At 30.0% G+C, this 21,427-nt stretch carries 26 protein-coding genes; 6 read left to right on the top strand and 20 right to left on the bottom strand.

The window, feature by feature from the left end; translation table 11 throughout:
* Nucleotides 1–94 precede the first annotated feature (94 nt).
* Both BR66_RS0100360 and BR66_RS25035 read left to right on the top strand, forming a co-directional pair.
* Nucleotides 95–430, top strand: a complete 336-nt coding sequence (locus BR66_RS0100360; RefSeq protein WP_026881130.1) for a winged helix-turn-helix transcriptional regulator — start codon at nt 95–97, stop codon at nt 428–430.
* A gap of 174 nt (nt 431–604) precedes the next feature.
* On the top strand, nt 605–766 hold the full coding sequence (locus tag BR66_RS25035; RefSeq protein ID WP_084156229.1) for a DUF1540 domain-containing protein: 162 nt from the start codon (nt 605–607) through the stop codon (nt 764–766).
* A gap of 73 nt (nt 767–839) precedes the next feature.
* On the opposite strand, the gene BR66_RS0100350 is transcribed toward BR66_RS25035, so the two are convergent.
* The 3 genes from BR66_RS0100350 to BR66_RS0100340 are packed head-to-tail and all read right to left on the bottom strand — an operon-like array spanning nt 840 to nt 3,128.
* Nucleotides 840–1,637, bottom strand: a complete 798-nt coding sequence (locus BR66_RS0100350) for an ABC transporter permease subunit (protein ID WP_026881129.1) — start codon at nt 1,635–1,637, stop codon at nt 840–842.
* Nucleotides 1,630–2,520: an ABC transporter ATP-binding protein gene (locus BR66_RS0100345; protein ID WP_026881128.1), complete on the bottom strand. Its 891-nt coding sequence runs from the start codon at nt 2,518–2,520 to the stop codon at nt 1,630–1,632. Before BR66_RS0100345 ends, BR66_RS0100350 begins: the two co-directional genes overlap by 8 nt.
* Before the next feature lie 32 nt (nt 2,521–2,552).
* Nucleotides 2,553–3,128, bottom strand: a complete 576-nt coding sequence (locus BR66_RS0100340) for a TetR/AcrR family transcriptional regulator (protein ID WP_207641209.1) — start codon at nt 3,126–3,128, stop codon at nt 2,553–2,555.
* A gap of 332 nt (nt 3,129–3,460) precedes the next feature.
* Between BR66_RS0100340 and BR66_RS0100335 the strand changes: the two genes are divergently transcribed.
* On the top strand, nt 3,461–4,012 hold the full coding sequence (locus BR66_RS0100335) for a DUF2238 domain-containing protein (protein ID WP_026881126.1): 552 nt from the start codon (nt 3,461–3,463) through the stop codon (nt 4,010–4,012).
* Nucleotides 4,013–4,015: 3 nt separating this feature from the next.
* Here the strand turns inward: BR66_RS0100335 and BR66_RS0100330 are convergent, their stop codons facing one another.
* The 3 genes from BR66_RS0100330 to BR66_RS0100320 form a co-directional block, all read right to left on the bottom strand.
* On the bottom strand, nt 4,016–5,449 hold the full coding sequence (locus tag BR66_RS0100330; RefSeq protein ID WP_026881125.1) for a glycoside hydrolase family 1 protein: 1,434 nt from the start codon (nt 5,447–5,449) through the stop codon (nt 4,016–4,018).
* A 228-nt stretch (nt 5,450–5,677) separates the two neighbouring features.
* Entirely contained in the window at nt 5,678–6,505 is an 828-nt protein-coding gene (locus tag BR66_RS0100325; protein ID WP_026881124.1) for an ABC transporter permease, read from the bottom strand.
* A complete protein-coding gene (locus tag BR66_RS0100320; RefSeq protein WP_026881123.1) occupies nt 6,505–7,419 on the bottom strand; it encodes a daunorubicin resistance protein DrrA family ABC transporter ATP-binding protein in 915 nt (304 codons plus the stop codon). The genes BR66_RS0100325 and BR66_RS0100320 overlap by 1 nt, the downstream gene beginning before the upstream one ends.
* A gap of 182 nt (nt 7,420–7,601) precedes the next feature.
* On the opposite strand from BR66_RS0100320, the gene BR66_RS22725 reads away from it, so the two are divergent.
* Together BR66_RS22725 and BR66_RS0100310 are read left to right on the top strand one after the other, a co-directional pair.
* Nucleotides 7,602–8,777 carry a sensor histidine kinase gene (locus BR66_RS22725; protein WP_035795097.1) on the top strand — a complete coding sequence of 392 codons (1,176 nt, stop codon included), beginning with the start codon at nt 7,602–7,604 and terminating at the stop codon, nt 8,775–8,777.
* 1 nt (nt 8,778) lies between these two features.
* Nucleotides 8,779–9,480: a response regulator transcription factor gene (locus tag BR66_RS0100310; protein WP_026881122.1), complete on the top strand. Its 702-nt coding sequence runs from the start codon at nt 8,779–8,781 to the stop codon at nt 9,478–9,480.
* A 23-nt stretch (nt 9,481–9,503) separates the two neighbouring features.
* Here the strand turns inward: BR66_RS0100310 and BR66_RS24635 are convergent, their stop codons facing one another.
* The 4 genes from BR66_RS24635 to BR66_RS0100290 form a co-directional block, all read right to left on the bottom strand.
* The gene (locus BR66_RS24635; protein ID WP_051624032.1) at nt 9,504–10,007 is read right to left on the bottom strand and encodes a dUTP diphosphatase; all 504 of its coding nucleotides are present in this window, start codon (nt 10,005–10,007) and stop codon (nt 9,504–9,506) included.
* A gap of 227 nt (nt 10,008–10,234) precedes the next feature.
* Nucleotides 10,235–11,290: an NADH:flavin oxidoreductase gene (locus BR66_RS0100300; RefSeq protein WP_026881121.1), complete on the bottom strand. Its 1,056-nt coding sequence runs from the start codon at nt 11,288–11,290 to the stop codon at nt 10,235–10,237.
* Between the two features lie 128 nt (nt 11,291–11,418).
* The gene (locus BR66_RS0100295; protein ID WP_026881120.1) at nt 11,419–13,989 is read right to left on the bottom strand and encodes an FtsX-like permease family protein; all 2,571 of its coding nucleotides are present in this window, start codon (nt 13,987–13,989) and stop codon (nt 11,419–11,421) included.
* Nucleotides 13,961–14,656: an ABC transporter ATP-binding protein gene (locus BR66_RS0100290; protein ID WP_026881119.1), complete on the bottom strand. Its 696-nt coding sequence runs from the start codon at nt 14,654–14,656 to the stop codon at nt 13,961–13,963. Before BR66_RS0100290 ends, BR66_RS0100295 begins: the two co-directional genes overlap by 29 nt.
* 191 nt (nt 14,657–14,847) lie before the next feature.
* On the opposite strand from BR66_RS0100290, the gene BR66_RS0100285 reads away from it, so the two are divergent.
* Nucleotides 14,848–15,354: a flavin reductase family protein gene (locus BR66_RS0100285; RefSeq protein WP_026881118.1), complete on the top strand. Its 507-nt coding sequence runs from the start codon at nt 14,848–14,850 to the stop codon at nt 15,352–15,354.
* 108 nt (nt 15,355–15,462) lie between these two features.
* Here BR66_RS0100285 and BR66_RS0100280 read toward each other — a convergent pair whose 3' ends face one another.
* The 10 genes from BR66_RS0100280 to BR66_RS0100230 form a co-directional block, all read right to left on the bottom strand.
* Complete coding sequence (locus BR66_RS0100280) at nt 15,463–15,996, bottom strand: GNAT family N-acetyltransferase (protein ID WP_242841082.1); 534 nt, start codon at nt 15,994–15,996, stop codon at nt 15,463–15,465.
* A 27-nt stretch (nt 15,997–16,023) separates the two neighbouring features.
* On the bottom strand, nt 16,024–16,479 hold the full coding sequence (locus tag BR66_RS0100275) for a GNAT family N-acetyltransferase (protein ID WP_026881116.1): 456 nt from the start codon (nt 16,477–16,479) through the stop codon (nt 16,024–16,026).
* Between the two features lie 116 nt (nt 16,480–16,595).
* Nucleotides 16,596–17,201: a DJ-1/PfpI family protein gene (locus BR66_RS0100270; protein ID WP_035795095.1), complete on the bottom strand. Its 606-nt coding sequence runs from the start codon at nt 17,199–17,201 to the stop codon at nt 16,596–16,598.
* Nucleotides 17,202–17,355: 154 nt separating this feature from the next.
* Nucleotides 17,356–17,817 (bottom strand): GNAT family N-acetyltransferase, encoded by a 462-nt coding sequence (locus BR66_RS0100265; RefSeq protein WP_026881114.1) that lies wholly within the window; start codon nt 17,815–17,817, stop codon nt 17,356–17,358.
* Between the two features lie 72 nt (nt 17,818–17,889).
* Nucleotides 17,890–18,369 carry a GNAT family N-acetyltransferase gene (locus BR66_RS24630; RefSeq protein WP_051624031.1) on the bottom strand — a complete coding sequence of 160 codons (480 nt, stop codon included), beginning with the start codon at nt 18,367–18,369 and terminating at the stop codon, nt 17,890–17,892.
* A gap of 56 nt (nt 18,370–18,425) precedes the next feature.
* Nucleotides 18,426–18,998 carry a class I SAM-dependent methyltransferase gene (locus BR66_RS0100255; protein WP_026881113.1) on the bottom strand — a complete coding sequence of 191 codons (573 nt, stop codon included), beginning with the start codon at nt 18,996–18,998 and terminating at the stop codon, nt 18,426–18,428.
* Nucleotides 18,999–19,624: 626 nt separating this feature from the next.
* Nucleotides 19,625–20,170: a dTDP-4-dehydrorhamnose 3,5-epimerase family protein gene (locus BR66_RS0100245; protein WP_026881112.1), complete on the bottom strand. Its 546-nt coding sequence runs from the start codon at nt 20,168–20,170 to the stop codon at nt 19,625–19,627.
* A 131-nt stretch (nt 20,171–20,301) separates the two neighbouring features.
* The gene (locus tag BR66_RS0100240; RefSeq protein ID WP_035795093.1) at nt 20,302–20,769 is read right to left on the bottom strand and encodes an HIT family protein; all 468 of its coding nucleotides are present in this window, start codon (nt 20,767–20,769) and stop codon (nt 20,302–20,304) included.
* 6 nt (nt 20,770–20,775) lie between these two features.
* On the bottom strand, nt 20,776–21,102 hold the full coding sequence (locus BR66_RS0100235) for a nitroreductase family protein (protein WP_026881110.1): 327 nt from the start codon (nt 21,100–21,102) through the stop codon (nt 20,776–20,778).
* Complete coding sequence (locus BR66_RS0100230) at nt 21,099–21,413, bottom strand: nitroreductase family protein (RefSeq protein WP_026881109.1); 315 nt, start codon at nt 21,411–21,413, stop codon at nt 21,099–21,101. The genes BR66_RS0100235 and BR66_RS0100230 overlap by 4 nt, the downstream gene beginning before the upstream one ends.
* Between the last annotated feature and the right edge of the window lie 14 nt (nt 21,414–21,427).

Here is a 21,427-nt window from a genome sequence, read left to right as displayed (position 1 = left end):
TCAACTTAATACTTCTGAGTAAGTAGGCACTTTAAAGTTAGATAACCTACTTTAAAGTAGGAAATGGGCTTATGCTAAGGTAGGTGATAATATTTTGATAGAATATAATGGCAAATCGTATATATGCCCTTTAGATTTGGGTTTTGAAACTATACGTGGTAAATGGAAAGCAGTAATGTTATGCCACTTGTCTGAAGGTCCAAAGCGATTCTTAGAATTACAAAGGATTACTTCTGGTGTAAGTCAAAAAGTATTAAGTGAATCCTTAAAGCAACTTGAAATTGATGAAATAATAACTAAACATATATTCCCAGAAGTCCCACCAAAGGTTGAATATTCATTAACGCAAAAAGGACAGGAATTGGTTCCCGCCTTAAAAATAATCGAAGCATGGTCCAAAAAGAATTTTTCTGATATTATAAATAAATAATTTTAAGATGAATATTCCAATTATGGCTTGTCAATAATTATAATATATCCTATATCAAGATATCCACTTCGTTTAAGAACGTACCCAAAGTACGTTCTTTTTATTTGTATAATATTTATTTTTTATGACATACTAAGTGATGTGAAAAATATAAATGAAAGAAGGTAACCTATTATGAATTCACCTAAATTGGAAGTTAAATGCAGTGTTGATTGTTGCGACTATTGGAAGGATAGCTGCTGTAATGCCAGTGCTCTAGAAGTTAACCCAATGACAGGTAAAACTCCACATACTAGTGATGATACTGCCTGTACAACTTTCAAACCAAACAAATAAAATATGCATAATATATCACTGAAAGGACGTATCAAATCCTGCGTCCTTTTCTAAGTTATACTCTATATTCACTTTACAATGGTAAATCTCTTCTAGAAAATATAAGTATAGCCAAACCATACAAAACGATTGCCACTGCTACTAATATTAATATAGGAAAAACTACATTCTTTCCAGCAATAATATCATTTGCATTAAACAGAGTGAATATTGTGAAATATTTCAGATTTTTTAGATTTCCACCCATATTTGATAGCATCTGTATTAGGAAAAAAGCAACAGGTATACCCGCACCTATAGTAAATGAACGCTTAGTGTCATTACTTATACATGATGCAAAAAAGCATATCCCACTTATGGCTATATGAAGAAAATATACAACCACATTTATCAGTATTAACTTACCAATGTCAAGCAATCCTGGATGCATTATTGCACTGGCAATTATTATTGCAACTGTTACATAAATAATTAGAATACCAATACTTACCCACAAACATAAGGCCTGTGTTAATGCAATCTTTACCCTTTTATTTGGAGTAGCTAAAAGGCATGCCATTGATCCACGATCCACATACCCTGCTACTAGTTTATTTCCAAGAATAATAGAAAATGCCATTGGGAACATTAAAACTATCATGCCATATAACCCCGTTGCTATAGATCCAATAAGGGTACCTCCACCAGAAACAAAACCAGCAGCCTTCATTAAACCTGGCATTAATTTAATTATTGCATCAAAAGATTTGCTGCTATCAGGGTTAAACATGTATACAATCATCACAGTATATAGGGTTAATATATAAATAAATATTATGAGTAGCTTATTATTAGATTTCATTTCACGCTTAAATAGAGTCAAACTAAACATTTTTTTCACCTCCGTAATAATGCATAAATAACTCTTCAAGAGTCTGGGTCTTCACATCAAGATTGCTAACTTCATATTTATTCAGAGCTCGTATTAGCGGCATTATATTACCCTTAATATATACTGTTACCTGATTTTCCTTAATTTTTTTTACTTCAAATCCCTCTTTAGCAAAGCTTGAAACCATTTTTTCTGTTAAAAAAGTGATAATATAAAATTTACTTTTTGATTGGGACAGTGTTTCCATATCTTCAACAGCAACTAAATGACCTTCTTTGATAATGGCTGTGCGGTCACAGCTTCGTTCAATCTCTTCAAAATTATGAGATGACATAAATATTGTTTTACCTTTTTCTTTTTCTAATAATATAAGTTCGAGAAATTTATTTTGCATCAATGGGTCAAGCCCACTTGTAGGTTCATCAAGAATTAGAATATCCGGATTATGCATAAAGGCACATACGATTCCAATCTTTTGCTTCATGCCCTTAGACATTTTTTTAATTTTACCATTTGGGTCTAATTTAAACATATCAATTATTTCCTCAGCCCGGCTGAAATCTTTGATACCTTTCATTTGTGCAATAAATTTTATAAATTCAAGACCACCCATATCATCCATAAACGCAATTTCCCCTGGAAGGTATCCAAGACTTTTCTGAATTATATGGCTTTGCGTGCTACAGTCCAAGCCATTAATATAACATTCACCTTTTTCAGGATGAGTAAACCCCATAAGATGTCTTATTGTGGTAGTCTTTCCGGCCCCATTGGGTCCTAAAAATCCAAATACCTCACCCTTTTTTATTGAAAGATCTAAGTCAAATACCCCCCTTTTATTTCCGTAATCTTTGGTCAATTGTTTAATTTCAATAGTATTCACGACAAAGATTCCTCCTTCAAGGTAATTTAAAGTTATTTATAGAAACTTTTTTTCAACATTTCTAGATAAGTATTCATTTGTTCTAACAATTCATTAAGATTTATTTTCTCAAATGGGATATTCTTTATTTTTTCCATTTGTTTATTTGTAAAACCATCAATAGTCCATGTTATAATGTCAATTGCACTATTAATATCTATATCTTCCTTGAATTTTGAAGTGTCAATTCCTTCATTTAAAAACCCTTTACCAATTGCAATTATCTCCCTATTTCTAATCTCCAGTTCACTTTTCACCTCAGCAGAGTCTTCCATATATGCAACTGTTGTGAATTGGTATATTTCAGGATACTTATTCAATATTTCAATTTTAAGCATACTTGCCTGGAGTCTTCTGGCAAAAATATCTTTTTCATCATCATTAAATTTCATTAAGATTTCATTTTTAATAATATTTATAGCGTAATCATACAAGAATAAAAATAATTCCTTTTTATTCTTGAAATAGTAAAATAAAGCTCCTTTAGAAATAGAAGCATTATTCACAATCACATCCGTTGATGCGTTCTTAAAACCTTTTTGTGAAAATTCCTTCATAGCTGAATTCAAAATACGTAACCGTTTTTCAGGTATTAATTTAAAAAATTTAGAAAATATAAAACTTACCACCCTTCGTTAAAAATGCTAACATAAAATCATTGACTATCTTGGTCAATGATTTTATGTTAGCATTTTTGACTATATTGGTCAAGTTTTTTTATTTACCTTTAATAATTCAACAATTCTAATTATTGTTGAATTAACAGTTAACATTTTATATTAAAAAACATAGCCTAAGGGTTTTTATACCTTAGGCTATGTTTTTTAATTACTTTTAAATAGAATAGATTCCGTTTAATAAGCAAATAATAGTTATAAACAAATTTCTAGTGAGGTATTTTATGACATATAACGAACTAATAACACTTATGACTATTATATTTTCCATTATTACTTTATTTATCTGCACTGGTGTATTGCTCAAGAGAAAATACGCATTTTTTATTGAAGACATGATAATTTATATTTTTTATATAATTTTTTTAGTAATGCAAAATAAATTTAAGTTTTATGTTAATCCTCTAGTAATACTTTTAGTTATAATCACCTTTATTGGTCATAGCCTTATTGGTGAATATTTAAATGTTTATACTAGTTCTAAATACTTCGATCGCTTTTTACATGCTTTTGGTTCATTGGCTCTCTCACTTTTCTTTTATTCTATATTAGATAAACTAACTATACATTCAATGAATTCACAATTTTACGTATCCACTTTTGTGACAACCATAGGCATATCCTTAGGCTGTATATTTGAAGTATTTGAATTTATTTTAGATACGACTAGTAATTCAAAAAATCAACATGGTCTTAAAGACACAAACTTTGATATGATATCCGATATAATTGGTGCAACAATTGCGGGGCTTATATCAAACTTAATCTTATTTTGATTATCATTTTTCATCTATGCTGAGTGCCACCTCTCCATTACTCCCAATAACCTTTTTATACCACTCAAAACTATCTTTTTTAATTCGTTTTAAAGTTCCTTTTCCTTCATTGTCTTTGTCCACATAAATAAACCCATATCTTTTACGCATCTCACCAGTTCCCGCACTTACTATATCAATTGGTCCCCACCAAGTGTATCCTAGTATATTACAGCCATCATGTAAGGCTTCGTTTATTTGAACAATATGTTTATTCAAATAATCAATTCTAGCATTATCATGAATTTTACCATCTCCTGATATTTCATCTGTTCCACCATAACCGTTTTCAACTATAAATAATGGTTTTTGATATCTATCATAAAGCTCATTACATACATATCTTAATCCCTTTGCATCTATTGGCCAGCCCCATTGTGTTTTGACTAGATAAGGATTATCTTGTCCTATTATACCACCAGTATTGCCTAAAATAGGACTTCCTGCCTTATGAAGAGAACTTCTATAATAGCTAAATGCCAAATATTCAGAAGTATATTTTTTTATTAATTCTAAATCGCCTTCATGGATATTTATATTTATATTTATGTTATGTTCATCCCAGATTCTTTTAACATAAGCAGGGTATTCTCCTCTTATCATTACATCTGAGTAAAAAAGCGATCTACGTCTAAGTTCATAAGCTTCAAATACATCATCCGGGTTACAAGTTGCCGGATATACTACGCTTAAAGACAACATACATCCCATTATTGCATCCGGTATTATTTCTTTGCAAAGTTTCACTGCATGTGCATTTGCAACAAACATATTATGACTTGCAGAATAAATTTGTTGCAGTTTAGTTGCCTCACTTTTTATTTTAATTGCTCCAGCTGCATATGGAATGGTATGTAAATTATTTATTTCATTAAATGTCATCCAATATTTAACCTTATTTTTATATCTTTTTAGTATTATCTCACAATATTTACTGAAAAATTTAATTAATTTTCTATTTTCCCATCCACCATACTCATCTATTAAATAAAGTGGGGTTTCATAGTGGGATATTGTTACCATTGGCTCCATACCATTTTTTATCAACTCATCAAATAAGTTATCGTAGTATTTTAATCCTGCTTCATTTGGCTCTGATTCATCGCCCTTTGGAAAAATTCTAGCCCAAGCTATAGACGTTCTAAAAATCTTAAAACCCATCTCACCAAATAACTTAGTATCTTCTTTGTATTTATGGTAAAAATCTATTGCCTGGTGATATGGATAGTATCTTCCCTCAATTATCTTATCATCAGAAACGCCTTTAGAAAGTCCCCCTCTTGTAACATCACTTAAAGTTATTCCTTTGCCATCTTCATTAAAAGCACCTTCAGCTTGGTTAGCAGCTATTGCTCCTCCCCACAAAAAATTCTTTGGAAAATAATTTTTTGTCTCCATATTACACCTCCTGAATTTATCTATTAGCTTGGGTAAACAGTAAAATTCTCTAGAAGTTTTTTATTTGTCCAACCGAACTATTCATAAAGTTGCTTTATTGTAAACCCACTCTTAATTATTATAATATTTTGAATTTTTTATTACAATGGACAATTACATTATGATGCCATATTTAGTGAAAATAAAAAAGTCTTATTTCTAAGACTTTAGTTACTTACTACTCCAAATTTATTTATCATTAGGATTAAACACTTTTACATTTGAAAAATCTGCGGTGTTAAACCTTCTTACACAAAGGATAAAAAATAATAACCCCATTGTTAATATTATTATTAACCCCATATATGGCATTATGATGAATCCATCCACATTAAATGCTACACCAGCTTTTACTAATGCACCCGAGGACATATTTCCCATTTTTAAAGTTATATATCTGAAAATTGCTGTGGTGTATGTCAATGGATTTATATATACAAATGGAAGCAGTATTTTGGGCATTGTGGTTGTTGGAATATAGGCACCCGATAAAAAGGTAAAAGGCAAAATTACAACATTAATCATGATTTGAAATGTGGTAGAGCTTTTAGCAAGTGTGGCTACGTATAACCCAAGAGAACTGAATGTTGCTCCTACTGCCACCATTACACCTAGCATTTGTAAAAACTGAATAACATTTATACTAAGTCCCATAAATAGTCCAATAACAATCATAATAAGGCTCTGCGCTACAGCTATTATAGTTGAAGAAAGTACTTGTCCTATGGATATTTGCCACCTTGCTATTGGTGAAACAAGTACTTCCTTCATCACACCCATAGAAATATCTTCTAGAATATTTGAAGAATTACTTAAGGCTGTTTGGAACACTGTCATAATTATTATTCCTGAAATAAGATAGTTTAGAGGGTTCTCTATTCCTTTAGCTGCACCCTTCATAACAAAAGAAAATATGAACAGAAGAAAAACCGACATAAAAATTGAAAATATTAGCCTTAGTTTATCCCTTGTAAAATTAGTTAAATTTCGTTTTAATATAGCAACAATTGCTCTCATTATGATCTTATCTCCTTTCCTGTTATCGATAAAAATACATCATTCAAAGTACCATTATTAGTCTGAAAATCTTTAATTGTGTCCTTAAACTTTGATACTAAATCAAAAATCATATTAAGTTCATTAGAATAAATGGTAAACATACTTTCTGATAATTCATATTTAATGGAATTTTCTTTAAGATATTTTCCTAGCACTTCCTCGTCCTCTACCATTAATTTTGTCATCCTAGAGGTATACTTATTTTTTAAATTATAAGGTGTATCACAAGCAACTATTTTTCCATGATCCATAATAACCACTTTATCGCAGGCCTCTGCTTCATCCATATAATGTGTAGTAAGAAATATAGTAATATTCTTTTGTTTTTGAAGCTTATAAATATAATCCCATATTTTAGCCCTTGTCTGTGGATCAAGACCTGTGGTAGGCTCATCTAGAAATAAAACCTTAGGATAGTGAATAAGTCCTTTTGCTATTTCAACTCTTCTTTTCATTCCACCAGAAAGACTGTTAACTGCAGCTTTTCTCCAATCTTCTAAGTCTACCAGTTCAAGCACAAAATCCAATCTCTCCTTAATTTCATCTTTAGGTACCTTGTAAATTTCGCAGTGAAATTTTAGATTTTCCTCTATAGTTAACTTACCATCCAAAGTAGAGTCTTGAAAAACTATTCCAATATCCCGTCTTACTTTATCTTTATTGTCAGAAACATCATAACCATTAATCTTTAACTCTCCACTTGTTTTATTAATAATGGTACAAAGAGTGTTTATAGTAGTACTTTTACCTGCTCCATTGGGCCCAAGAAAAGCAAAAACGCCTCCTTGTTCTACATCAAATGAAATATTATCTACTGCAACAAAATCTCCATATTTTTGGGTGAAATTTTTAACTTCAATTATATTTGGCATTTTTGTGTCCTCCTTATTTGTTTATGTACTTAGTATAAATCAGCATTTTAAAATAACTTTAACGTAATTATAAAGATTTTATAAAGAAATTAAATAAGTTTTATAAATACTTTAAGCAAATTTTAAAATTATAATATAAAATAGATATATAATGAACATAAAGACGTGATAGGAGTTGAAATATGCAAAAAAAATTTAGATCTAAATTTACAGAGTTTTTAAAAAATAGGGAAAAGAAGCATGCTGAAAATACGAAATTTCACATAGCCTTTAACGAAAAAATGAAAGAATTTTTTGAAGAAAACAATGAGTTCAAAAGATATACCAGACATTTAAAGTATTCCCGTGTTTTTTTTATTATCTTCAATGTCCTAATCTGGTATTTAATCTTTGGATACTTTGGTGTAAAGTCTATGAGTATAATTTTTGCAGTGATAATCAGTGCTGCAGGTATTATTGAGTTACTGTACCTTGGGACTTTGGAAAAGAGGGTATTAACCCCTATCACTGAATTAATAAAAGGTGTAGATGAAATTGCAAAAGGCAACTATGAGATAAAGGTAGACTACACTGCAAGAAATGAAGTTAGCATTCTAGTAAATTCCTTCAATGATATGGCAGAAAAACTACATAAGGCAGAAATTTTAAAGATAGAGTATGAGGCGAATAGAAAAGCATTAGTAGCTAATATTTCTCATGATCTTAAGACTCCAATAACTTCCATTCAAGGATATGTAGAATTTATAATGAAAGCTGAAAATATGCCTCAAGATACATTAAATAAATATCATAAAACCATTTACAATAATGCAGCTTACGTTAATAAGCTTATTGATGATTTGTTTTTGTTTTCAAAGCTTGATATGGAAAAATTGGACTTTAATTATGAAAAACTTAATTTAAAAGCCTTTATGGATGACGTAATGCAGGAATTTGAATTAGAACTGGATAGTAGAAATGTTGTGTTCCATTATGAAAATAGCCTTAGGGATACTTACTATTTTAATATAGACAGAAAAAGGATATATCAAGTATTAAAAAATATTATAGGAAATGCTGTAAAGTATGGTGACAAAACAGACTTGAAGATAATTGTGAATTTATATGTTGAAGAAAATAATGCCTGTGTATCTATAGAAGATAATGGTCCAGGTATTCCACCAGATAAGCTTCCACACATTTTTAATAGGTTTTACAGAGTTGATTACGCAAGAACCAAAGACTTAATTAGTACAGGACTAGGATTAGCTATAGCAAAGGAGCTAATTGAAGCCCAAGGCGGAAGTATAAATGCTTCCAGTGAAGAAAATAAAGGCACATGTTTCACCATATTGATTCCCATAGAGAGGAGCTTATAAAATGGACCACATTTTAATAATAGAAGATGATATAAATATTGCAGAACTAGAAAGAGATTTTCTCCAATTAAACGGTTATAAATCAGATATTGCAGAGGATGGTGAAGAGGGACTAAAAAAGGCACTTACAGGAATTTACGATGTGATTATTGTAGACTTAATGCTACCAAAAAAAAATGGCAATGAAATTATTAAAGAGGTTAGAAAAAAATTTGAAATTCCTATTATTATAGTTTCTGCTAGAACTGAAGATATAGATAAAATTAGAGGACTTGACTTTGGTGCAGATGATTACTTAACAAAACCTTTTAGCCCAGCAGAACTTGCTGCAAGGATTAAATCCCACATTAACAGATATAAAAGACTAAAAGGCACTAGCAATAATACCCAAGAAATAATAACTCGAGGCGGCCTTGAAATAAGTACTTCCTCCCATAGAGTCCAAGTAAATGGAGAAGAAGTACAACTGACCTCCAAAGAATATTCTATACTAGTGTTCTTAGCTGAAAATCCTAATATTGTTTTTACTAAAGATCAAATATTTGAAAAAATTTGGGGTGGTGAAGCTTATTCCGATACAGCAACAGTTCCTGTTCATATTCAAAAGATAAGGAAGAAGATTGAAAAAGACCCTTCAAATCCAGAATATATAGAGACTCTTTGGGGCACAGGCTATAGATTTAAAGCGTTTACACTAAGATGATTTTTTATGATCCAGCCTTGAAATTATTCAAGGCCTTCATTTTTAATATTTTTCTTATTTCCCAGATATTTAGCTAAATAGGCTTGTTCCATTTCGTCTAAGGTAATATCTAGGCATCTTCCCAAATCTATTATACTAATCAAAATCACAGTGTGACTAAATCTATTTAATGCACTTTCAAATGCATTTTTAAAACATTTCAATACATTTTTATGGCACTCATCATCATCAATTTCTTTCATGAATTTATTTATATGTCCTACTATTGGTGGTTTTACTTGCTGCAAATAATTTTCTAAACTCAGTGCAAAATATAGGCAATCCACAAATTCATCTACTAATTTCACTCTATCTTCAACTTTATTCTTAGACCAATACTTGAAGCCTTTCCACTCTTTTGCCAGTTCTCCAAGTTCAACTAAAAGTGCAATTTTATTCTTTTCTAGAGGGTATCCATTTTCTCCAGAGCTAGCAAATATTATAGTGTCTAGTTGATGCTGTTTTTTTAACAAATTATTTAAGTCCATTTAGTCCTCCCACAACTTATCATTAAGTTTTTCATTTATTCATACATCTCTATAATATGCAAATAAAATTCTTAATGTTACTGAAAGTTAGAAATGGAATAAAAAAAACACCTGGAATTAACCAGATGCTTATATATATATATTTAAGAGGGGGTAATCTCTATAGTTATATACTAACTCTTAATTATGACAACACTATGTCATAATTAAATACTAATTGTAAATGGTTAATTATTTCTTTCAAATAAAACCTTCCCTGCACAAACTTTAGACTGACCAAACCACATACATTTGGCACAATCTAAACATTTGCCAGTGTCTTTGCCATTTTTAGCATCATTTGCCCAATTATTATTTATAAGAAATCCTTTAGCAATATCTACAATGTCAACATTTGTTTCATCTAATATTTCTTCCGCAATCTCTGCGGACTTTATACCATTAACTGCAAATACTGGAATTAAAACTTCTTTTTTAATTTTTCCAGCTGCATAAACTGCATTAGTGAATTTATAATCTTCATTTACATGCATTTCCTGTTCACTCATAAATCCATAAGAAATATCAAGAAAATCTATTCCGTTTTTTTCTAATACTTTTGCATAATGAATTCCATATTCTATTGTGGGTTCAAATCCTCCCAAACGAATTCCAACAACAAATTCTTTTGGTGTTACTTTCCTAATCCCCTCTAATATTTCTATTACAAATTTTTCAGGATTTTCCCCATATTCATCAGTTCTCTTATTTACTTTTTTATTTAAAAACTGGCTTATTAAATAGGCATGACATCCATGAAGTTCAACCCCGTCATATCCTGCACTATAAGCTCTTCTTGCCGCATCTATAAAATCATTTTGCAAAGATTTTATATCTTCAATAGTCATTTTCTTACCAACAACAACCCTTCCATCATAATTTTTATATTCATAGGCACTTGGACATATTGGCTCTTTTGAAATTCCAACAACTCCTGCATGATGGATTTGAATAAATATTGGACAGCCTTCTTGGTGAACTGCATTAACTATATTTTTTAGTCCTTCAATTTGACCATCTTCCCATATCCCGAGTTGGTTTCCCAACAATTTTCCACCACTATTAACACAGGTAGCCTCTTGAATTATAAGTCCTGGTCCACCTTGCGCTAATTTTTTATAACGTTCTATATTTTCATTTGCAACGTATCCATCATCTGTAAATCCAACAACCATTGGAGGAACACAAATACGATTCTTCATTTTTACATTTTTAATACTAAACTCTGTAAATAATTTTTTCAAAAATTCCACACTCCTATTTCACTGTTTCATAATAGCATAACATCTTAATGCCTACTTGTAATTATATTTATAAAAAAATATAATTACAAGTAGGCACCTTTGGGTTAGTATATTTTGATTTAATGGTTTCAATCATTCCTTAATAGCTCAGTATATTTTTCAATTTTTAAATTGTTTATTACAATAAGAGATGTTATTATTGTAAGCATTACAGCTACCACAGTCATAATAGCATCGATTTTTAAGTTCACTGTGTATTTTCCTGAAAATTCACCTGTGACTACAATGTATCCTAGCAATTCACATATTAAACTACCTGCAATGCCAGAAATTCCACCAATAATAATTCCTTCAATAATTGAAATCCTCCTAATGTCTCTATTTTTTGCACCTACTACGCTTAGGATTACAAACTCATTAAGCCTTTCATAATTTATTATCATTAAAACATTACCAACTAAACAAAGAGCTGAAAATATGCTTATAAATCCAATATATATAAAAACATAGGTAAGCTGATCTAAATATTTATTTAACTCATTAAAAACTTCTCTTTCATCCGTTACTAGTGAATTTTTTAATTCTTTAGTTAAACCTAAATATAATTGTTTTTCATTTCCAGAACCATTTTCAATTAAATAATTAATCTTACTATTACTTTCACCTATAGATGTGTTATTCTTAATGGCATTTATATCTATATAGATACCTGAATTATCTCTAAAATTACTTGTTGTACATATTCCAATAACCTTGAACTTATAGATTGTTCCCTGCAAATTCAGTTCAATTTCATCATTAATATTAATGCCCCAATGCTGAAACTTTTCACCTAATACAACATAATTTTTATTAACATCCTTGCTACTAAACCATCTCCCTTCTGCAGTTTTATAGCTTAACATATCTTTGCTTATATCAATGGCCTCTAATTTTATATCATTATTCAATAAATTTTTTACATAGGTTTCATTATCTGGAGTAAAATTTTGATCCTTAATAAAATCCTTCAAGTTTTTCCCCTGTATTATTTTAAATCTTCCAGGAGTATTTATAGTTTTTATATACTTTTTTACTAATTTGTTATTACCTAATACCTTCTCTGTGTTTTTTATATTTTCCTCATTAAAATTTGTATTTACAGATAATGTATATCCTAAATCTCCTCCTATTTGATCAATTATGCTGGGAAGTATACTTTGCCCAATATTAATCATAAGTCCACAAAAAATTATGGTCATAGTTAAAGCAACGATACAAACAGTAAATCTATTTTGTTGTCGCCTAATATTTCTAACTGCTAACAGAACATATTTACCTCTTTTAGTTTTTATCTTTACAACTAAATAAATAGTGCCAAGAGCAATTCCATATAAAACCATTATCAAAATAATCATTATACTAATGTACATTGCTCCAGTTTTTATGGAACCAATATAAATTGAGAACCAAACAATCATTAGTAAAATCATCTTGAATATAGGATCACCGTAATCCTTAGTGTAAAAAGTCTTTTGAACTTCCTGACGTAAAATGGAATTAGGTTTAATTTGCTTGCTTATGGTAATTGGTAATATAGTGAATATCATTGTTTGTCCAATAATAAATATTATTGTCATTATCACTGGAAGAATAGAAGCTTTTATTATTGTAAGTATATCCATTTCCATTAAAATATTTTTTTCTATGGCCCCTGTAATTATAATGCTTAAAAAAATTCCTATACTTATGCCATAAACACAAATTTTAAAGGTTTCATATAAAATCAAATCTCGAAGCATGTCTTCTTTCATCCCATATATGGATAATAACACATAATCTTTCTTTCTCTTTAATATGAGTAGCAAAGTCGTAAAACAGATTCCTATTCCAGTTATAATAATAACTAACATTTGAATAAACCCTGCAGCATTAGTTTCTTTATCTTCAATACCCCTATTTGCTTCAATAACATCCTCATAGGTAGTCATATGAACTCCTGAACCAAATATTTTTCCCAATTTATTTTTTATATCTGCTAAGTTACTGGTTTTATCAACAACCACATTAACATTTGTTGCTAAATTTTCTTTTACTATTCCATCTGATTGAAAATCAGATTTATCCAAAATAATTACACCCAATACACTTTCATCAAGTACATCTGTGCTCTCTACAACATCCGCAACAGTAAACTTACTATTACTATTAGAAAAGCCACTAAGTTCTAGAGAAATAATATCCCCTTTCTTTAGCTGAAATTTATCTGCTGCTGCCCTGTTAAGTAGAACTTTACGGTTCCCTAGCTTTTTCAAATAGCTACTGATTTTTTTATTTATATAACTGTAATTAGAGTCTATTGCTTTTACTTGTACTAGACTTGTAATTTGGTCATTTGTAAATTTATCCTCCATTTTATAGGTTGTATCATATTTAATCTTACCATCACTAGTTAGCTTATTTAAATCATTTAGCTGTTTATCGCTAATACTGAAATTTGTAGTTCCTATATTAATGTCACCATCATTGATACTTTTAGAATTAACCAGGGACCATGAATCATTTAATGAAAATATAAGTTTAAGTGAAACCAGTATTGCTACTGCAATTGCAATAGACGTTATACTTAAAAAAATCTGAAACTTTGATTGCTTCCATGTCTTCAGATTGTATTTTTTAAACAGTTCCTTTCTATTTATCATTTTCAAAATTCCTTTCATAAAGCTCCCCATCTTTTATGTATACTATTCTATCAGCTCTTTCAGCAACTTTCGTATCATGAGTTATAGTTATTATAGTCATGTTATATTTTTTTTTGAATTTATCAAAAATTTTTAAAACCATTTCCGTATTTTCACTGTCTAAAGCCCCCGTTGGTTCATCAGTGAATAATATTTTAGGCTCTCCTGCAAAGGCTCGTGCTATGGCTATCCTCTGCTGTTCTCCTCCTGATAATTGCCTTGGAAATGATTTTTTCTTATCTCTTAGGCCTACAATGTTTATTAATTCATCAACTTTACTTTCCCAGTCAATTTGTTTTTTTGAAAAGAATAAAGGTACTTCAATATTTTCCCCTGCATTTAATACTGAAATTAGGTTAAATGATTGAAATACAATGCCTATGTTGTTATTTCTAAACTCTGTTAATTCATCCTTATTTAGATTACCAACATCTACATTATTAATCATAACCTTACCTGAAGTTTGTTTGTCTATACATGACAATATTCCCAGAAGCGTACTTTTACCGCTACCGCTGGGCCCCATTATAGCAACGTACTCTCCTTCTTTCACAAAAAAATTAACGTTCTTTATAATATCAAGTTTGTTTTTATCTAATTCTACAGATTTACAAACATTCTCAGCTGTTAATGCATATTTAACCATGCCTTTTTACCTCCTAAAATATTATTATAACCAATACTTACATCATTCACTTCTAGTCCCAATTTTACTGATACCGCTACTTTACTACTTTCAAAATATTTAGTATAATTATACACACATAAATTGGTGAAAATCTTATTGGATTACATCAGAAATTTTGCATATCTATTTATGACAAGGGAGTGATTTTTGTGAGTTTTGAGGAAATAACTTTAAAACAGTTCGATTTTAACCCATTTACTAAAATTGATGATTGGGCGCTATTAACTGCCGGAACGGAAGAAAAATTTAACATGATGACTATTACTGGTGTTATGTGTGGAAAATTTTTCCTTAAGCCAATGATTCAGGTATATGTTCATCCAGACAGGTATTCCTATGAATTTTTAGAGGATAATGACTACTTTACGGTGTCTTTTTTTGACGTTCCTCACCATCCCGCCTTGCAAATCTGTGGAAGAATGCATGGCAATGAATGTGATAAAGTTGCTGAGTCTGGGCTACACCCCCTCCCGTTTGAAAACACGGTTATTTTTGAAGAGGCAAAAACAATTTTTGTATGCAAAAAAGTTTATCATACGGATGTGAAAAAGGACAATTTTGATTCACAGCAGCTGTTTAAAGAATATTATAAAGAATCGTCAACATTTCATAGGATTTATCTCGGCCAGGTTGAAAAAGTATTGAGTAACAAGTAAGTTAAGCATAAAAAAGCAAACATTTTTTTGTTAGCCTAATTCAAATAGCACCATTCTATTCTGTTGATTTTTTACCATCTTTTGCTATATGATCAGGTTCTATACTACCTAATAAATCCAATATCTTTTAAAAAATTGATTGCTACTCTTATCTAATATTTCAGAATCAAAAACCCCTCCATTTTTTTCAATTATCTTAGCTGAGGCATAGTTATCTGTTTTACAAGTAACTAATATAGGGCTTAATTTCATTAATCTGGCTTCCTTTAGCCCCAATTTTAAAATAAGTTTACCATATCCTTTTCTTCTCTCAGATGGAGTTATATCATATCCAATATGTCCTCCTATATTTTTTAGAAATTCTGAGTTTAATTCTTTCCTAACCCTAATAGTTCCCAATATTTTATGATTATTAACTAACCAATATGTACAGCATGGAACCCAGCCTTCTGGTAATTCAATCCCCTTTGAATTCTCTATAAGAACTTTAGTGTAACTCTCAAAATTCCTCAAAGCTACTTTTAAAATATCGAATTTTTCTATTTCTCCATGATTGTGGTAGTCTTGTACCATTTGTGAGAATTCATTCTTGTATTTTTTTGAAGGTTCTGTCAAAAATACTTCTTCCATTCTAAACTCCATGATATTTCCTCCTAAACAAAATATAAATTATTGTAACTCTTTCTTCATACATACACTATTGTTATTTCCCATGTATGGTTCAAAATTTTCTATTATCTCATATCCAATATTTTTGTATAAGTTAATTGCTTCATATTGTTTTATTCCCGTTTCTAATAGAGAATATTTATACTCTTTCATTATTCCTAATCCTTCCAATTCGTTGATTATTAATTTAGATAATCCTTGGCGTCTATTCTCTTTTTTCACAAATATTCGTTTCAATTCTATGGAATCAGCGTTGTGTTCCTTAAATGCGCCACAAGCAACTGGTACTCCATCTATATAAATAATTACCACCTCTTTTATATAATCGACTTTATTATGCTTAAAATATTGTTTTTGTATTTCCCCATATCGCTTATTAAGGTCATCATCTAATAGTTTTATAAGTTTCATAAAATCAATATTCATACTATCAGTGTTTAATATTTTTAGACTCATTTTATATACCTCCATTATTAAATCTTAAGGAACACATAAATCATGCCGTTTTTGATATTTTTTACTAAGCAATTTGCCACTGAGGTTTTTCCAATACCAAATGCACCATGAATTAATTATTTATACATTTTAGAAAATGGGTCATAGGTACTATTTTCATTCCAGATGTATTCAATACTTTTACTAATATCAATTGCTTTTTCTTTTCCCATTAGGTCTGCTATAAAACCTAATGTCATATCTATTCCAGCGGATACACCAGAAGAAGTATATATATTACCATCCTTTACCCATCTTGCTTCTCTTACCCACAGTACATCTTTCCCTTGCCCTATAACCCAATTAAATGCTCTTTTATTTGTTGTTGCTCTTTTTCCATCTAATATTTCTGTTTTAGCAAGTAAAGCCGAACCTGTACATACACTAATTATGTATTTTGATTGATTAGAAATATTTTTTATAAAATCCACAAAATTATTGTCATTAACTTTTTCTCTTGTTCCGTTACCGCCTGGCACAAATAAAATCTTTTCTATATCATTTTCGCTTTTATATAAATTAGTATCTACTCTTACATTTTGAGAACTTTCAACAATTCCTCCATTAAAGGATATGAAATTTAATTTAAAAACGTCTGGCAACCTCCCAAATATTTCAACTGGACCAAATACATCTAATGTTTCAAATTTATCAAATAAAAGTATATCTACCCTGTACATCATTATTTTATTCTCCTCACAATGTAATCAACGAAACCTTGTCTGATTTTTTTACCTTCATATATTCTTTCTAACCTCTGCTTTCTTTATATAATATTTTCATATTCTCAAAATATTTGTCTGGTTCATATTCTTCAAAATACTTTGATAATAACGATTATATTTCCTTCATCATTAAGCACTCGTTTACTCCCCTTTTATACAAGTTTTTAATGATTCCAATCTCTGTATAGCCAATACTTTGATACAATTGTTTAGCATCTGGATTAAACTCTGCAACTACAAGAAATAATTTTGAAGAGGTTTTACAAGTTACTTCTTCAAAGTATTTTAATAGTTTCTTCCCTATTCCTAGATTACGAAACTCTTCTTTTACAGCTATAATATGTAAATAAGGAAAGCTGTGGAAAGCACCATTAGTAATAAACCAAAGGAACCCTAAGCATATACCCCTTTTATTTATGGCAATAAAAATCTCGCCTTTAGAAATTCCTTCACTTAAAGCTTTAATTGGTTTACCTTCTTCTGCAAAATATACTCTTCCTAATTCAGATTTCTGCAAGGCTTCTTTGCAGTCATTCAGGTGTTTGTTTTCTGCTTTGATAATATTTATATCCATAAACTACAGCCCCCATAAATTCTTCTACATTAAATTTTTTATAAGAAGATTCCGAAACATTTCATAGAAATATTACGCAAATCTAAAAACACTAACCACGTAATCTTCTTCTGGAAAATCTCCACAAAAATCAAATCCTGATCTAGAATAAAAATCTTTTAATTTTACATTTCCAGCATAGCAGTCCAAATATAGTATCTTTCCTCGATTTTTTGAAATCTTAAAAACATAATTAATAATTTCAAGTCCTATATTTTTCCCTTGATATTCTGGCAATATGGCTATTCTATAAAGATACAAATTATTAGGTTCACTAATATGAAGCACTGCATTAATATCCATGTCTTTTATGGAAAATGTTCCAACTATCAGTTTGGCTATTGTTATCACATATATATTTTTATTTTCTATATCCATATTTATTTCTTTAAAATTCCAAGGATATGTCCACTGATTTATATTTTTTTGATGTAAGCTTAATGTTACTTTATTTAATAACTCAACTATTGTATTTACATCATCCCTCACAGCTAATCTAGGCTCATATAACAATCTAATATCTCCTTTATTATTAAATACTGCTATTATTAAGATAAGAAAATAGTATCTTAACTTTTTCTCTTACGAAAAATATAAGTAACAAAAAATCCTCTATCATCTAGATTTTCAGCATCATTAATTAACTCAAAGGAATTTTCAATATCTTCAAAATCAGTTGCCTGAATTAAATCTTCCTCTCTAATTTTAGAATCAACTTTATGCTTATATCCAAAACCACAGATAAATAAAATGCCTTCATCAGTTATATGGCTTTCAATATGTTTAAGTTGTTGTTTATTCAATCTATAATGATTAATTAAAACATTATCAAAAATTCCAATGGCATTTAAAGGATTTGGTGTACTTAAATCAATTTGCAGTGTATTTACTGAATACCTATACCTTTTAGCAAACATCTCCAAGCGTTCAAGTGCTCTACTGCTAAAATCCACCCCTGTGACTTTAAAACCTTTCTCGGCTAAAAACAAAGCATTTCTACCATCTCCACAGGCTATATCAAGAATAGTTCCATTCTTAAAGTATTCTATATTTTCAACTATTGATTTTTCTGGATTTAAAGGATTATCACTTCTGCTAACAAATTTTTCGTCCCAGTATTCTTTATTTCCCATGTATTCCATTTTATATCACAACCTTCTATTTATTTTGTCTTTTCTTCCCATCATGAGGCAATGAAAGAAAAAAGCTAATTATTAAATCAATTGTACATTATATACTTTTACCAATCCAACCCATTCCAGCTAAAACGGCAATTGTTTTATGTGGGAGCGGCGTAGTTTTCGTAGTTTCATTAAAAAATCCATGTGAAATTAGATTTCTTTCCGATTGAGCAAAGGCTTGGTATCCTTTTTCAAGGATACAATCAGCTGTCCATTCCGCAAGTTCATCAACACAATGTTCCTTTTCCGAAAATTCAGAGTAATCTAATATATTTTCTTTTGATAGACGGAAAATATAATTTGGGCTTAGAACTAGTCCTATTAAAATAGCAACGCTGTATCACCTATTTTCATTTTCCGAGAGCATTGATATATTAGCTACCTTGATAAAATTAGTACCACGGATATTTAACTCAGAAATCAAATCATTTATCATATGTAGCACCTCCTATTTTCTCTGAGTTATAAAATAGTATGTAGTTCGTATCTTTTCATCATTGCGACACGACATAAATCAATCTAAAATTATAGTACCTAAACTCTACAAATTGAGATTTAACAAGTGCACATTATGCTTATAATCCTATTTATAAATTTAAATCGCTATTTTCTAATGTAGGTGCATCAATGTCGTGGGGTGCCAGTATTGGACCATCAATTGGGTATATAATTCCTATTTTAGAATCATTGTATGCAATTTGCCTTGAATAGCGAGAATCAAAAGACTCATCAAAACGCATAACGTTTCTTGTATCATGTTCCAGTGAAATAAACGCATGACCGAACCCTTTAGGAATATATATTTGTTTTCGATTATCCTCACTCAATTCCACACTAATCCATTTTAAATATGTAGAAGAGTCTTTTCGTAAATCAATAGCATAATCAATTCCCCTACCCTTAATGCAAAATAATAGTTTAGCCTGTGCTTTTGGGTTATTTTGAAAATATATGCCATAAAGTGTACCTGCCTTCACCGAACAATATATACGTTCCTCTATGTAATTAAAGTAAATTTTTTCTTTTTCCAATTCACTTTTGCAATATAGCGGATAGGAAAGTCCTCTATTATCAGTATTAAACTCATATTCAAGAATTTTTACTTCTTCTAAAAATGTGCTTATAACTTTCAAAAAATCACTCCTGTTCTATCAATTATAATTATAATTACTATTTTTATATTTCATATGTTACATTATTTTGCTATTCTTCATTATCTGAAATAGAGATTAAATATAGAATATATAAAGATTGTGGACTAGCATTACTTGTAATTTTTTTTCATTAATTCTTGAAGTTTCATAATTAGTTGTATTTTTAGTTCACCATGTTTTTCATCGCTAAACTGGTATTTTCCAATACTCCAATTTTCTTTTGGATATAGCCATACTGGGTATTTTATTCGTTCTTCATCTTCCCATTCATAACGAGGGAAAATATGTGCATGTAGGAAAGCATCTGTATTACCCAATATATCATAATTTACTCTTAACGGATTACATACAGCGGTAATAGCATCTCCTATTAAACTCATGTCAATTAGGAAATCCTCTCTATTAGCAACCTTTAAGTCATTCAAACTATTTACTTTTGGATAACCAAGTAAAATGCAATATCCAGTAAGGAACTGTGGGTCTCCAATTACTGCAAATCCACTCTTCATTTTTGCTAATACTGTTGGATTATTTCCTCTTACTGCTGAGCCAATTCTGTCTTTTTTCCAATCATCCATGCAATTTTACCTCCATTTATTCATATGTAATCTTGATTTTAATTGTACTTCATTTTGAAGAATGATTTTAGAATTAGAATCCTTATATCCAAATGGTATAATTGTTGCCACTTCAAGTTCCTGTGGAATATTTAGAATTTTCTTTATTGCTGATGTGTTTTTGGGAATAAACGTAACTCCAAAAACCCCATTTTCAGATAAACTGAGCAAAATATTCTCTATACAGCACCACACCGAGGCTAAACAATTTAAGTCATACACTCTTTGACTTTCACTTACTTGTGTTTTGGGTTTATATACCACAACTAATAACTCAGGTGCAGTTAATATCATTTTTTCTGTTTTGGTATTGCGTCCAAATACATGGTTTTAGCAAGCATATCCTGATTCTCAAAATTTTGCTTTAATTCATCAGTTAATTTTTCTATCATTTCTTCTGTTTGAGTTAAATCAAGTCGTATACTTTGTTCTTTTACTAAAATAAAGTCCCATTGTCTGAGGTGATTGTAACTTGGAGCTTTAAGTCCTGCTTCTAAGGCTTTTTCAATAATTTCATCAGGAACTTTTTCTTTAGAAAAATCCCTAACTGTCCTTCTCTGTTTTATAGCTTCCATCAATTCCATTCCCCATAACTCCTCTAACATTATTATGACCACCA

This window comes from Clostridium akagii DSM 12554, assembly GCF_000686725.1.
GTDB lineage: Bacteria > Bacillota > Clostridia > Clostridiales > Clostridiaceae > Clostridium_I > Clostridium_I akagii.
This window is presented reverse-complemented; position numbering and strand designations above follow the sequence as displayed.

Excerpts from the sequence above, each read along its gene's own strand:
- BR66_RS24635 (WP_051624032.1), bottom strand. The coding sequence starts at position 10,007 with ATGGACTTAAATAATTTGTTAAAAAAACAGCATCAACTAGACACTATA.
- BR66_RS22725 (WP_035795097.1), top strand. The coding sequence starts at position 7,602 with ATGCAAAAAAAATTTAGATCTAAATTTACAGAGTTTTTAAAAAATAGG.
- BR66_RS0100265 (WP_026881114.1), bottom strand. The coding sequence starts at position 17,817 with ATGGATATAAATATTATCAAAGCAGAAAACAAACACCTGAATGACTGC.
- BR66_RS0100350 (WP_026881129.1), bottom strand. The coding sequence starts at position 1,637 with ATGTTTAGTTTGACTCTATTTAAGCGTGAAATGAAATCTAATAATAAG.
- BR66_RS0100330 (WP_026881125.1), bottom strand. The coding sequence starts at position 5,449 with ATGGAGACAAAAAATTATTTTCCAAAGAATTTTTTGTGGGGAGGAGCA.
- BR66_RS0100240 (WP_035795093.1), bottom strand. The coding sequence starts at position 20,769 with ATGGATGATTGGAAAAAAGACAGAATTGGCTCAGCAGTAAGAGGAAAT.
- BR66_RS0100310 (WP_026881122.1), top strand. The coding sequence starts at position 8,779 with ATGGACCACATTTTAATAATAGAAGATGATATAAATATTGCAGAACTA.
- BR66_RS0100275 (WP_026881116.1), bottom strand. The coding sequence starts at position 16,479 with ATGAGTCTAAAAATATTAAACACTGATAGTATGAATATTGATTTTATG.
- BR66_RS0100235 (WP_026881110.1), bottom strand. The coding sequence starts at position 21,102 with ATGATATTAACTGCACCTGAGTTATTAGTTGTGGTATATAAACCCAAA.
- BR66_RS0100295 (WP_026881120.1), bottom strand. The coding sequence starts at position 13,989 with ATGAAAGGAATTTTGAAAATGATAAATAGAAAGGAACTGTTTAAAAAA.
- BR66_RS0100290 (WP_026881119.1), bottom strand. The coding sequence starts at position 14,656 with ATGGTTAAATATGCATTAACAGCTGAGAATGTTTGTAAATCTGTAGAA.
- BR66_RS0100280 (WP_242841082.1), bottom strand. The coding sequence starts at position 15,996 with ATGGAGTTTAGAATGGAAGAAGTATTTTTGACAGAACCTTCAAAAAAA.
- BR66_RS0100320 (WP_026881123.1), bottom strand. The coding sequence starts at position 7,419 with ATGCCAAATATAATTGAAGTTAAAAATTTCACCCAAAAATATGGAGAT.
- BR66_RS0100230 (WP_026881109.1), bottom strand. The coding sequence starts at position 21,413 with ATGTTAGAGGAGTTATGGGGAATGGAATTGATGGAAGCTATAAAACAG.
- BR66_RS0100270 (WP_035795095.1), bottom strand. The coding sequence starts at position 17,201 with ATGATGTACAGGGTAGATATACTTTTATTTGATAAATTTGAAACATTA.
- BR66_RS0100325 (WP_026881124.1), bottom strand. The coding sequence starts at position 6,505 with ATGAGAGCAATTGTTGCTATATTAAAACGAAATTTAACTAATTTTACA.
- BR66_RS0100255 (WP_026881113.1), bottom strand. The coding sequence starts at position 18,998 with ATGGAATACATGGGAAATAAAGAATACTGGGACGAAAAATTTGTTAGC.
- BR66_RS25035 (WP_084156229.1), top strand. The coding sequence starts at position 605 with ATGAATTCACCTAAATTGGAAGTTAAATGCAGTGTTGATTGTTGCGAC.
- BR66_RS0100335 (WP_026881126.1), top strand. The coding sequence starts at position 3,461 with ATGACATATAACGAACTAATAACACTTATGACTATTATATTTTCCATT.